The sequence below is a fragment of the Streptomyces sp. NBC_00104 genome (assembly GCF_045160825.1).
In the GTDB taxonomy this organism is placed as follows: domain Bacteria; phylum Actinomycetota; class Actinomycetes; order Streptomycetales; family Streptomycetaceae; genus Streptomyces.
In genome coordinates this window covers 3175221-3188311 of sequence record NZ_CP108215.1, presented here as the reverse complement: position 1 = coordinate 3188311, position 13091 = coordinate 3175221, and the positions used below count along the sequence as shown (strand labels likewise).

Annotated in this window: 6 protein-coding genes; 4 read left to right on the top strand and 2 right to left on the bottom strand. The window is 70.1% G+C overall.

All coding sequences use genetic code 11. From position 1 onward, the window contains the following. Positions 1-151: 151 nt before the first annotated feature. Positions 152-2341, bottom strand: coding sequence for a UvrD-helicase domain-containing protein (locus OG272_RS13805; protein WP_405893457.1), 2190 nt, complete (start codon positions 2339-2341; stop codon positions 152-154). Positions 2342-2445: 104 nt separating this feature from the next. Between OG272_RS13805 and OG272_RS13800 the strand changes: the two genes are divergently transcribed. Then, positions 2446-5034: a DUF262 domain-containing protein gene (locus OG272_RS13800; RefSeq protein ID WP_405893455.1), complete on the top strand. Its 2589-nt coding sequence runs from the start codon at positions 2446-2448 to the stop codon at positions 5032-5034. Between the two features lie 17 nt (positions 5035-5051). On the opposite strand, the gene OG272_RS13795 is transcribed toward OG272_RS13800, so the two are convergent. After that, a complete protein-coding gene (locus tag OG272_RS13795) occupies positions 5052-5216 on the bottom strand; it encodes a hypothetical protein (protein WP_326583220.1) in 165 nt (54 codons plus the stop codon). A gap of 241 nt (positions 5217-5457) precedes the next feature. Here OG272_RS13795 and OG272_RS13790 point away from each other — a divergent pair, with 241 nt between their 5' ends. From OG272_RS13790 to OG272_RS13780, 3 genes are read left to right on the top strand one after another with little or no spacing between them, the layout of a single operon-like run. After that, complete coding sequence (locus OG272_RS13790; protein WP_405893453.1) at positions 5458-7209, top strand: TIGR02677 family protein; 1752 nt, start codon at positions 5458-5460, stop codon at positions 7207-7209. Next, positions 7209-8696 (top strand): TIGR02678 family protein, encoded by a 1488-nt coding sequence (locus OG272_RS13785; RefSeq protein ID WP_327730031.1) that lies wholly within the window; start codon positions 7209-7211, stop codon positions 8694-8696. The genes OG272_RS13790 and OG272_RS13785 overlap by 1 nt, the downstream gene beginning before the upstream one ends. After that, positions 8693-13003 carry a TIGR02680 family protein gene (locus tag OG272_RS13780; protein WP_405893451.1) on the top strand — a complete coding sequence of 1437 codons (4311 nt, stop codon included), beginning with the start codon at positions 8693-8695 and terminating at the stop codon, positions 13001-13003. The genes OG272_RS13785 and OG272_RS13780 overlap by 4 nt, the downstream gene beginning before the upstream one ends. The last annotated feature ends 88 nt before the right edge of the window (positions 13004-13091 follow it).

Here is a 13091-nt window from a genome sequence, read left to right as displayed (position 1 = left end):
GGGTGCTACGCCGCTCCAACGACTGCGTGCCTGTCCCTCGCCCCTGCGCGCTTACCGAAACCCCGCGGAACGTTTGACGAGCTTCCTTGAGTAGACGGTTGTTGAATCTTGGCTGCCCCACATTCAAGCTCGGCCGACATGGTGGCGCCGCCTACGACTCCGTGACCGTGCCGAGAAACGGGCTCTGCTGCCCATGCCAGGAGACCCTGAGCGCCTCTCGGGCCCGAGTGCAGGCGACGAAGAGCAGGCTCAGCTCGCCCAGCATGTCCTCTCGGTGCTGCTGGGGGTCGGTGTCCTCCGCAGTGACGGCGCTGCGCATGGGGACGATGCCGTCGTTGACGCCGACGACGGCAACGCAGCGGAATTCCAGCCCCTTCATGCGATGCATCGTCCCGATCCGAACCCCGTCACCGCTTCCCGACCCACCGCCCAGGACTGTTGTCGGCACACCGACTTCGTCCAGAGCGCGGCCTACCTCCTTGCCCAGCTGGATGTACCGCACGGCAACGCCGATCTCACGAGGCAGGACGCCGGCGCTGTTCCACTCCTTGACTTGAGCCACCAGACCGGAGAGTTCGGCGGCCTTGTCCTTGGCGCCGCTTGTATGCGGAAGAGCGCCGTGGAAGGCCGATCGATAGCCGATCAACGACTCGTCGCCTCCGTCCATGTCGTCGACCTGCCTACCCGTCAGCAGCTCGGTTGACCAGGCAAGGATCTCCTGTGTGGTCCGGTAGTTGATCCGCAGACGGGTGGAGCGTCCCGTGACCGAAATGCCAAGGCTGCGGAGCGATACCTTGTTGCCGTAAATGCGCTGATGAGTGTCACCGGCGATGAACAGGTCGTCGGGGCCGGACCGGACCAGAGCTCTCAGCATTCGCCACTGGGCCGGATGCAGGTCCTGTGCCTCGTCGATCACCACATGACGGTACGGCCGTTCGTCTCCCTGTTCCTCCAACAGCCGAGCGGCTTCCGCGCACACCTGCAGGAAGGTCCACTCGTCGGCTTTCCGCAGCTGCCCGACGAAGGCTTCGACGGCGCGCCACACCTGCGCGCGTTTCAACGGGCCTAGGGGAGTACCGCGCCCGCTGCGGGATGCCTTCAGGTAGGTCTCGGGCGAGCGCAGGTCCTGGGCGAGTATGACGTGCCGCCACTCCTGGTCGAGGAAGACGTCGGTGAAGTCGATTCCCAGTTGCCGCGCGATGCGGTCCCAGCGAGCCGCGACATCCTTCTGGCTAGTGATGATGGCCAGAGGGGTGCCGCTGCGGTTCGCTCTCACGATCTGGTTGGCAAGAGCATCCACGTTGGTGACGCGGATCTTCGCCCTCAGGCGATCGTCGGGGATGAGTAGTTCGAGACTGCCTCGAAGGTCTGTTGCGAGGTCCCTGGTGAAGGTGGTGAGCAGAATCGACTCGTCGGGTGCGTCATCCGGGAGCTGCCGTGCCAGATGGAGTGCACGGTGCAGAGCGACCACGGTCTTTCCGGTGCCGGGGCCGCCGGTGACTCGAGCCGGACCCTTGTACGACGGCCGGTAGGCGACCTTCCGCTGGCTCGGATGCAGGAACACCCGCCAGGCATCAAAGGGCCGCGACAGGATCTCCATCAGCTCATCGGGGCCCGACACCAGAGCGATCCTGCCCTGTGAACGGGCCATGGCAGCCGAGAGATCGTCCTGACCGACAGACGCCGTCGCCGACTGGTCGCCGCCCGACACGGCAGTGGCGTGCTGGGATGTGGGGAGAGACGCCTGTTCCAGCTGGACGAGCACCACCTCGCGCCAGACGTCCTCCGGTTCCATGCCTGCGGCGAGACCGGCCAGTACGTCGTACTGCTGCTCCGGGAGGATCTTGTGCAGGGAGTCGAGGTGGGCCTCCTTGCTGAGGTGCCGTACCAGGGGAAGCAGGTCGGCGTCGATGCCCAGCCTGGTCAGGTCCTTGTCGGAGACATGAGCGAAGAGCGGCCCGTCGGTCGCCTGCGGCAGACCGCGAACACCGGCGGTCGCCCGCTCAAGGGCGACGTCGTCACGTAGCTCGATGCCCTGTGTGGCGGAGTTGACGGTCGCCCGGTGCTTGACGGCCCAGGCGATGGCGTCGTCGTGGGGCATGACTTTCAGGAGCAGGAAGCTGTCTCCCGACTCGGGGGCCAGGACAACTCCGCGCATGAACTGGTTGATGCGGATGGTTCGGATGCGGGGGTCGCGAGCCTTCTCGATCTTCTCCAGATGGAGTCCCGCGTGCCGGTGTTCCCGGAACTTGTCGAAGACTTCGTGAACGCGCTTCTGGACCGGCTTCTCCAGCTTGGCGAACTCCATCAGGAAGTCCTTGTGGATTCCCAGCGTCGCCATCCCAGCCCCCCGGGTCATGTGCTCCGTCGATTCTTCGGATCACCGTACCCGGATGGTGAACAATGAAGAACTGGCCCCGGACAACCTGGCGGAGAGGGACGTACGTGCACGCTCGGGAGATCACGTTCAGCAAGCTGGTCCAGGGCGAAATGCAGTTCCAGGTCCCCCTCTACCAGCGCACCTACAGCTGGCAACGGGAGCAGCTCCAGCAGTTGTGGGACGACGTGCAGGAGTTGGTCGAAGACCAGTTGGATGGCAGGCCGCCCGCTGCCCACTTCCTGGGCTCAGTGGTCCTGGCCCCGGAGCGGGTCGCCGCAGGCGGAATGCAGCGCTGGCTGGTAGTCGACGGGCAGCAACGGCTCACCACTCTCATGCTCGCCTTCACCGCGCTCCGGGACCGCCACCGGGAGCGTGGGGCAGCCAAGAAGGCCGACCGCATCCACGATCTGCTGCTGGTCAACGGGTACCAGGACGGCGACGACCATTACCGGCTCCTGCCGACCCAGGCTGATCGCGAGGCGTTCATCGCGTGCGTCGAGTCCCTGCCCAAGGCGGGCGGCCCGGGAAACGTCGGCGCCTCCTACCGGTTCTTCCTCGGAGCCCTCACCGAAGGGCAGGTGAACGGGGGCGAGGAGTGGATTGACGCCGTGGAGAAGGTCCTCGGCGACCTGTTGTCGATCGTCGCGATCACCGCCGCCGAGGGCGACAACGTCTACCGGATCTTCGAGTCCATCAACAACACGGGCGTCGGCCTGAGCCAGAGCGACCTGCTGCGCAACTACCTCTTCATGTGCCTGCCCACCCGCGGCGAGTCCGTGTACCGCAATGTGTGGCTGCCCATGCAGGAACTGCTCGGGCCCGTCAATCTCGAACTTCTGGTCTGGCTCGACCTGGTAGTGGCCGGCAACAGCCGCGCCAAGCAGAGCGACATCTACCGCGACCAGAAGAAGCGATTGGAGCCGCTGTCGGACGACGAAGCGGCCCTCCAGACCGAGATCGCCTCGCTCGCCGAGAGGGCGGGGCGGCTCATGCGAATCCTGGAGCCCACGCGGGAGCCCGACTCGGAGCTGCGCGACGTGCTGGAGAGGCTGTCCCGATGGGGCGGCCAGACTCACTACCCGCTGGCTCTGCACCTGCTCGACCTGGTGGACAGCGGTCGGGCGACAGCCCGCGAGGCGGCCGAGGCGCTGGCGTACGCCGAGAGCTACATGGTGCGACGTCTGCTCGCGGGCCTGTCGACCACAGGCAGTAACCGGGTCTTCATGGAGCTTCCCAAGGAGTTGGACAAGGAGGGTTCAGTCGCAGAAGCCGTGCGCCGTTTCCTGTCGAAGAACAAGACCGGAGCGCGCATGTGGCCCGGCGACGACTCGATTCGTGAGGCGATCCGAAATCGCCCCTTCTACAAGGCGGGCCGTGCCACTCAGCGTTTCCAGGTGCTGCGCCGACTTGAGGAGAGCTACAACGCGAGCGAGCCGGTCGACTATGACAAGGCCCAGCTCACGGTGGAACATGTGTTGCCGCAGAGTCCTGCCCAGCAGTGGTTCGACCTGCTTGCCGAGGAGGCCGAGGACGGCGAGAGCCCGGAGGAGCTGCATGCTCTCCTCGTCCACACCCTGGGGAATCTCACGCTCTCCGGTGACAACGCACGTCTGTCGAACCATCCCTTCCGCCGTAAGCAGGAGATCCTGGACTTCAGCGCCCTGCGGATGAACCAGAGCATTGCGGCCGAGGAACGCTGGGGCAGGGCCCAGATTCTGGCCCGCGCCGATGAACTGGCAGAGCGCGCCGTGCGGTTGTGGCCCGGTCCCGTCGAGGGCACGGTCCACGCGGACGACGAGTGGGCCGGGTGGAAGGAACTGCGGGAAGCGCTCCTCGCGATGCCTGCAGGGACCTGGACGACGTACGGCGCCATCGCCGCCCTCATCGGCACGCACGCCGTGGCGGTCGGCAACTATCTGGCGTCCAAGTCCGGTGTCCATGGCGCGTATCGCGTCCTGACCGCGGACGGCCGTGTCTCCGCGGGCTTCCGCTGGACCGACGACCAACACTCTGGCGACCCGCGGGACCTGCTGGAGGCCGAGGGCATCCCCTTCGACGGAGCGGGTCGAGCCGGCCGCTCCCACCGGCTGACCACCGGGGATCTGGGAATCCTCCTCGGTAAGGACGCGTCGGAGTCGCTTGAGTCGGCGCCGGCTCAAGAACCGGATGACGAACAGCGCACAGCCGCCACTCGGTTCGAGGCGCAGCTGCGGGAGAACCAGACGGCACAGACCGTGGACGGTGTGTTGAGCGCGCTTCGCTTCTGGGAGCAGCAGGGTGGCTACCGCGCCTACGGCAGGGCAAGCGAGACCAGTTGCTTCCCGATGGTGGAGGCGGGCACCGCCCACGCCTCGCGCACCCTGTGGCCGATCGCCCTGTACCCGGTGACGGGAACGGTGGAGGTCGTCTTCCAGCACCTGAAACGCCGCCCGCCGTTCGACGACGAGCCGATGCGGCGGGCGCTGCTGACCAAGTTGAACGCCATCGATGGCATCGAACTCGCCGAGGCGAAGCTGGACTTGCGCCCTTCATTCCCTCTGGAGGTCTTCGCGGCCCACAGCGAAGAGCTCTGCAGGGTATTCGAGTGGTTCGTCCATGCCGTGGCTCTCGCAGAAGCACGCCGCCCCATGGAGGACACACCCGTCGTTCCCTGAAACAGTCGGCGAACCCGTCAGCCCGGAAGGGGCCTCAGCACGCCCCGTCGTTGCAGTTCCCGTATGTGCTCGGCGGCCCTCTGCGGGGCGGCGCCGCCGGTGACCAGCACACCGGCCTCCAGGTTCCTGCGGACGACGCTGGGGATGAGGCCGTACTGACCGAGTCCACTGAAGCCGTGCATGACCTGGACCCGGATCTCAATGAGGCGATCGGCCTGTCTGGAGAGCCAGACCCCGAGGATCAGCTTTCGCTCTTCTGAGGCGCCAGCAATCACAGCTGGTTCGGTCCCACATAGTCGTAGGTCAGAAGGGTGGCTCGGATAAATCCGGCGTACATCCCGACGCGTCCGCCGGCCGGGATCAGCCGGGTGGTTTTGCTCGACTTCCTCCGGAGTGTCGGTGGAGGTCCGTAGGCTCGGTGGTATGGAGGGGGACGAGCTGATGGAAGAGCCGCGCCAAGGGGCGCCGCAGGGCGGCGAGGGCCGCACCGAGGCCTGGCAGCGGCTGAGCGCCTACGCCTATCTCAGTGCACCCGAGCGCCTGGAGTACGTCGCGGTGATGCGGGTGTTCTGCGGCACCCTGCTCGCGGACCTGGCCGTACCCGACGTGCTGGCCAAGTTGGGACGGGCGGGGGGCGCGGCGGCGGGGCTCGACGCCGAGACGCTCACACGCAGGCTGGACGAGCTCGTGCGGTGGGGCAATCTGCTGCGCAGCACCCACACGGTCAGAGCGAGCAGCATCGCCGAGTACCAGCGCTCCCGGTCCCGTTATCAGCTGTCCAAGCTGGGAGAGCGTGTGCAGCGCGACGCGGACGAGGTGCTGGCGGGGGCCGACGCCGCGCGTGAGGTCAGCAGCGAGCTGCTCACTCTCGTCGACCGGGGTCTCGGGGAGATCGCCGCCATGGTCGCCACGCCGGGTGGCGCGGATCCGCAGCAGGCGCTGGAGCGGATCAGCACGCTCTTCGTGCAGTTCGCCGAATTCGCCGAGTCCGTACGGGACTTCTACGCCTACCTGGGTCAGGTGCTCGCCCGCTACGACCTCGACGGTGCCGAGTACCAGGGGTTCAAGGAACTGCTGCTCGACTACGTGGAGGCGATCACCGAGGACATCTCCTTCCGCGCCCCGCGCATCGCCACGCACCTGGCCGGCGTGTGGCCGCACCTGCCCACGCTGCTCGCCCGGATCGACGGGCACGCGGCGGGCATCGGCGCGCTCGCCGACGGACTGCCCGAGACTCGGGTGCAGCGCAGTCGTGGACGGGACATCTCGGATTGGGAGGGGCTGCGCGACTGGTTCACCGACACCGGCGGACACGAGCAGGGCAGCCAGGTGGACCAGCTCCGGGACGCCACCCTTCGCGCCCTGCAGTCGCTCCTCGCCAACGCCAAGCGGATGCTGCGCTCGGCCTCCGGAGAGATGTCCCGCCGCAAGGACCTGCTGCGGCTCGCGGCCTGGTTCGACGCCGCGGAACCGGAGGAGGCGCACGACATCGCGGTCGCCGCCTTCGGGCTCTACGGCGCACGGCACCTCGGGGTGGCGCCCGATCCGGACCAGTCCGTGCCGGCGTACGTGAGCTGGTGGACCGGGCCCGTGGTGGACGTACCGGTGGCGCTGCGGGAGCGTGGCAGCAGGACCCCGCGCGGGCGGGCCGCGTCCGCCGAGGACCACTCCGCGCAGAAGCGCCTCCTCATGGAGCAGGCGCGGCAGCAGGTCGAGGCCCGGCAGGCGGCGGCCCACGAGCTGCTCAGCGCGTCGGGCAGGTTCGACCAGGTGAGGCTCGGTGCGGCGGCCATGAGGCTGCTGCTGGAGCTGTTGACCACCGCCCTCGGCAACGCCCGGCTGCGCAAGGACGCCGGTGACGTCCCGGCCGACAGCTTCCCGGCCAATGACTTCCCGGCTGGTGGCATTCCGGCCGACAGCTTCCCGGCTGGTGGCATTCCGGCGGGTGGCACTCCGGCCGATGACGGTTCCCGGGTCGGCGACATCCTCCTCGACGGCGCGCAGGCGAGCGACGCGGATCTCGGCATCCGGCTGACGGCTTGGCGCAGCCTCGGCCGGCATACGGTCCTGCGCTCGGTGGACGGTGACCTGACGGTCGACGACCTCACGCTCGCGGTCGAGAGCCTGCCCGGGCGGAGTGGGTCCCTGCCGATGCCGGGGGAGGCGAGCGCCTGATGGCCCTGCCCTCCGCGCACGACGTCGCGCTCGCGGCCGAGCGCCGCGCCGCCGCCCGACTGTTGCTGGCCCACCCCCTGGTCACCAGCACCGGTCCGCACAGCGACACCTTCCCGCTGGTCCGCCGTCACGCCGACTGGCTCGCCCAGCGCTTCCAACAGGTGTTCGGCTACCGCCTGCTGGTGGAGGCGACGTACGCCCGTCTGTTCAAGGCGGGCCTCGGCCCGGGCTCCGGTCACCGCCTGGAGCGGCCGTCCACCGGGACGCCGTTCACGCCCCGTACGTACGCCTGTCTGACCCTCGCCCTGTCGGTCCTCGTCACCGCTCCGGAACAGATCCTGCTCTCCCAGCTCGTCGCAGACCTGCGGGCCGCGGCCGTCGACGCCGGGATCGAGATCACCGACACCGGTCGGCAGGCCGAGCGGCGCACACTCGCCGCCGCGCTGCGGCAACTCGTCGACTGGGGCGTCCTGGTCGAGACCGAGGGCCACGTCTCGGCCCTCGCCGAGGAGCGGGAGGGAGAGGCACTGCTGACCGTGGACCGCGAGATCGCGCGGGCGGTCGTCGCCGGCCCGCTCGCCCGGAGCAGCGACGGCGCCGACCTCGTACGCAGGGCCGCCGACCCCGGATTCGGAGGGCCGCGCACCTACGTCCGTAGGCGTCTCGTCGAAACCCCCGTCGTCCACCTCGACGACCTCACGGACGCCGAGCGTGAATGGCTGCGCACCCGGCAGCGGCGCGAGTCGCAGGCGTTCTCCGAACTGCTCGGCCTGGAAGCCGAGATCCGTGCCGAGGGCATCGCCCTCATCGACCCGGACGGCGACCTCACCGACCTGCGTCTGCCGGGCACCGGCACGGTGGCCCAAGCGGCGCTGCTGCTGGTGGAGCGGCTGGTCGCCCGGCTGCGCCCCGAGAACCCCGGGCACCCCGCGATCGGTGGTCGGCTGGTCATCGGCGTCCCCGTCACGGAGGAACTGCTGTCCGAACTGCTCGGCGAACTGATCGAGGAGTACGGCAGGCGGAGCAACTGGCAGCGTGGCCACCTGGAGGACCGGGCCGGATTTCTCGCCGCCGTCCTCGATCTCCTGGTCCGGATGCGCCTGTTGGCGCCCGCCGGGCCCGTGCGTGCGGGCGGCCACGGTCTGCCGGAGGGATACGAGGAGTCGGCGGTCGACGGCCGTGCGGTCACCGACGTCTCGGGGGCGCGCGGACAGGTCCCCGCCGACGGACAGGTCCCCGCCCACGGACAGGTCCCCGCCCACGGACAGGCCCTCGCCCACGGACAATCCTCTGCGCAGGCGAACGGCGGCTGGGTCCTGCTCGCCGCTGCCGCCCGGTACGCCACCACCGTGGCGGTCAAGTCCCGTACAGACCAGTCCCCGGCGCCTTCCGGGTCCCCCGCAACCCCCGCATCCCCCCTGCCCCCTGTGTCCCCTGAGTCGTCGGCGCCCCCGGTGGACGACGTCCCCAAGGAGCCGCCCCGGTGAACCGCCCGCCGTCCCCGCACCGTTACCGCCTGCACCGCGCCGGCATCCGCAACGTCTGGCAGTACGACGAGCAGGAGTTCGCCTTCGGTGACGGCCGGCTGCTGCTGCGCGGCAAGAACGGAGCCGGCAAGTCCAAGGCCCTGGAGATGCTGCTGCCGTACCTGCTCGACGGCGATGCGCGTGCCCTGGACGCCACGGGAACCGGGCGCACCACCCTCCTCTGGCTGATGCTCGACGGCTTCGAGCGGACCAACCGGCTGGGCTACCTGTGGGTGGAGTTCGCGCGGACCGACGAGGAGGGCGCCGAACGGTATCTCACCCTCGGCGCGGCCATCCGCGCGTCCCAGTCGACCAAGACGGCGAAGCCCTTCTTCTTCGCCACCCCGCTCCGGGTCGGCGAGGGCCTGCACCTCGCCCCCGCCGGACAGCCGCTCCCCGTCGACCAGCTCAAGTCGCTCGTCGGCCCGGAGAACGTCACCGACCGCGCGGTGGAACACCGGGCCCGGGTCGCTCGTGAACTGTTCGGCCTGACCGACCCCGCCCGCTACCGCAACCTGCTTCACCTCCTTCACCGGCTGCGCCGCCCCACGATCGGCGACCGCATCGACTCCGGCGGTCTGGTCTCCGTCCTCGCCGAGACACTGCCCGCCCTCGACGACGAGATCGTGGACAAGGTGGCCCGCAACCTCGACGACCTCGACGCCGTACGGGCCGATCTTGGACGCCTCGAACGGACGGACCAGGCGCTGCGCACCTTCCTGACCGCCTACCGCGGCTATCTGCACGGCGCGTTGCGCCGCCGCGCGGATCAGGCGGGCGGTGAACTGGAGCGACTCGCGGAGTACCGCAGGTCCGCGGGTGACGCGGCGAGGAGAGCGGAGACGCTCCGTGAGCGCGAGGCGGAGCTCGACGCTCGCGTCGAAGCGCTGGAGACCGAGGAGGCCGAAGCGGAGACGGACCTGGCGGCACTGCACGCCAGTGCCGGGTACCGGGGCCTGAAGGAACTCGGCGAGAAGCGGACCACGGTCACTGCCCTGCACGGCGCGGCCACCACCGCCTTCAAATCGCTGCGCCAGGCGCACAGCAACCAGGAGGAGGCGGGGCGACGCCTCACCGCCGACGCCGGCCGGCTCGGCGATGAACTGGTCGAACTGAGCACGGCGCACAGTGAGTTGACGCGAGAGGCGGAGCGGTCCGGGCTCGCTCCCGTGCATCTGGGGGACTCCGTCGCGGCCCCCGTGACACCGTTGGTCCCCGCGACGACGGCGGAACTGACCTCCCCGGAGGGCGACTTCCACCTCGTACGGCACAGCCAGGTGCCGACGGTGGACACCGAGGCCTGCGTGGCCGCCCTGCACGCGTGGGACGCCCAGCTCGACGCCGCGCAGCCCGTGATCAGGAACCGCTCCCGGTCCGTGACCGAACTCGGCGCGCTCATCGGGAAGTCGGAGCGGGTCCGACGGGACGCGCAGGAGGCCGACACCGCCCGTGAGCGTCTGGAGGGGCAGGCGGACCAGGCGCGCTCCCGCGTCGAACGGCGTCGGCAGGAAGCGGCGCGCGAAGCAGAGATGTACGCCGACGCGGCCCGCACCTGGGCCGAACGGCTGCGGAACCTCACCGGGCTGCCCCTGGACGCCGTGAACGCCCTGGTCGCACACGACCCCGCGGACGGGCCCCTCCTCGCCCGGACCCCTGATGACGTGACCGATGCGGCCCGGTCGGCGGTCGACCCGTGGCTGACGGAACTCGGCGAGCAACGGGACACCCTCGCCGTGACCCTCCGCGAACTGACCGTCCGCCGGGACCGCCTCCGGCGCGAGCGCGAGGAGTGGGAGCGCCGAACCGACCCGGAGCCGCCACCCCCGTCTCACCGCGCGGCTCCCCGCGCACCCTGCACCGGAGCACCCCTGTACCGCCTGGTGAACTTCACGGACGGCCTGGGACCGGAGGCGCGGGCCGGGCTGGAAGCCGCTCTGGAGGCGAGCGGTCTGCTCGACGCCTGGGTCCACGCCGACGGCACGGTCCTGGACGCCGCCACGCGGGACACCCTTCTGGTACCGGGAGCGCCGGCGGCCGAACCGACGCTCGCACGGGTGCTGCGTCCGGTTGCCGCACCGGACAGCGGGGTGGGGATGGAGCAGGTACAGCGGGTACTGGAGGCGGTGACGCTGATCGGCGACGGCGACGGCGACGGCGACGGCGACGACGGGGACGGCGACGACGGCGGCGACGGCGGGGCCGGGGCCGAGGCCGAGGCCGGGGAAGGGGCCAGGGCTCGCTACGCCGGTCCGACGGATCCGGTGGGCACCGCACCGCACACCGCCATCGGAACCGACGGTTCCTGGAAGCTCGGCGTCACCCGTGGCCGTCACACCAAGCCTGCCGCCGAGTACGTCGGCGCGGAGGTGCGCGCGGAGACCCGGCGCAGGACGCTCGATGAGCTGGACCATCAACTGGCCGCATTGGAAGGCGAGTTGACGCAGGCCGAGCACAGTCACCGCGCCCTGACCGGGCATCGGGATCAGGTTGCCGACGCCCTGCGCCGCCCGCCCCCGGCCCGTGGGCTGACCGACGCATGGGCCCGTACCGCCGAGACCGAGCGTGCCGCCGAGACCCTCGCCGGGCAGGCGGAGGCGGCCGCCCGCGAAGCGGAGCAGGCGCGAGCCCGTGCCGTCGCCGCCAGGCGGGAGACCGAGGCGACGGCGAGCGCCCACGGCCTCCCGGCCGAACCGACGGCACTCGACACGGTCCGCATCGCGCTGAAGGGGCTGGGCCAGGGCACGGAGCAACTCCGGCGGCGGATACGCGCGGTCGTGGCCACGGCCGACGCCCACGGCGCCGGCCGTACGGACTACGAGCGTGCCGCGACGGCCCGCCGGGAAGCCGAGTCCGACTACGCCGGAGCCTTCGACCGCCTGGACGCCGCCCGCCGCACCGTCCATGCTCTGGAGGAGGCGCTCGGCGCCACGGAGCAGGAGATCCTCGCCCGCGAGACCGAGGCGAAGCGCCGCCTGGACGCCGTGGCGCGCCAACTCCCGCGTGCCCGGCAGGACATGGCCGACGTGCACGACCAGCGCGTCCGTGCGGAGGAGGACGAGAAAGGGCGGCGCGAGGCACTGGCCGACCAGGAGGGGCAGGCATTGGCCTGCGGCCGACACCTGCGTACGGCCCTGTCGCTGCCCGGTGTGCTGAAAGGGTCGGGTCTCGACACCCATGAGGACGATCACGACGATCATCACGACGAGGCCCTGAAGTCCCCGGATCCGATCCACGACGACGCACGGCAGCGCATCCAGGCACTACGCCTGCTGGTCGACGCAGTACGCGGTCGACTGGACGCCGAGCGCCATGACGTCTCGGACACCACACTCCTCCACCGTCATACCGACCTGCGCGACCAGCTCTCCGGTGGCTACGACGCGACGATCGAGGAACGCGAGGGCGTCAAGCTCTGCCGACTCGTGGACGACCACGGCCCCCACGACATCGCCCTGGTCGGCGGGCGCATCGCGGCCCAGGCGGCCGAGGCGCGGGACCGGCTGACGGAACGCGAACGGGAGGTCTTCCAGCGCTTCCTGACCGGGGAACTGGGGGACCACCTCTCCGCCCAGGTCCTGGCCGCGGGCGCCCTGGTGGCCGCCCTCAACTCCATCCTGTCCACGGTCCGCACGTCCCACGGTCTGGGCGTCACCCTCGACTGGAAGCTGGCCGACGGCGTGGAAGCGGACGTCAAGGCGGCCGTCGACCTGCTGCGCAGCCCTTCCGGCCTGCGTACCCGTGAGCAGTCCGAACAGCTCCGTGACGTCCTCCAGCGCCGTATCGAGGATGCCCGCCGCGCCGACCCGGCCGCGGGCTACGCCTCCCACCTGCGAACCGCCCTCGACTACCGCGACTGGTTCACCTTCACCCCCTGGGTCGTCAGTGACGCGGCACCGGGGAGCCGCCGCAAACTCTCCGGCCGCACAGGAATGAGCCAGGGCGAGCAACGGGTGCTCTCCTACCTGGTCCTCTTCGCGGCGTCGGCGGCCCACTTCACGAGCCTCGCCGAGTCGGCCCCGCACGCTCCCCGCCTCATCCTCCTGGACGACGCCTTCGCCAAGGTCGACGAGCCCACCCACGCCCGCCTGGGCCGCATCCTGGTCGACCTCGACCTCGACTTCGTCCTCACCAGCGAACGCCTGATCGGCAACTGGCCCGACGTACCGTCCCTGCACATCTACGAATGCCTGCGCGATCCGCATGTGCGGGGTGTGGCGACGCTGCACTACACGTGGAACGGGCGGCAGCGGAGGCTGGTGTCGGTATGACGGGTATGACGGGTATAGCGGGTGTGACGGGCATGACCGGTACGGCCGGTAAGGGGCACACCCGAGCGGGGGACGAGGGCGTGTCGGT

What these genes read in the sequence shown, in the direction of transcription:
- OG272_RS13785 (WP_327730031.1), top strand. Translation starts at nt 7,209, where the DNA reads ATGGCCCTGCCCTCCGCGCACGACGTCGCGCTCGCGGCCGAGCGCCGC.
- OG272_RS13805 (WP_405893457.1), bottom strand. Translation starts at nt 2,341, where the DNA reads ATGGCGACGCTGGGAATCCACAAGGACTTCCTGATGGAGTTCGCCAAG.
- OG272_RS13795 (WP_326583220.1), bottom strand. Translation starts at nt 5,216, where the DNA reads ATGCACGGCTTCAGTGGACTCGGTCAGTACGGCCTCATCCCCAGCGTC.
- OG272_RS13790 (WP_405893453.1), top strand. Translation starts at nt 5,458, where the DNA reads ATGGAGGGGGACGAGCTGATGGAAGAGCCGCGCCAAGGGGCGCCGCAG.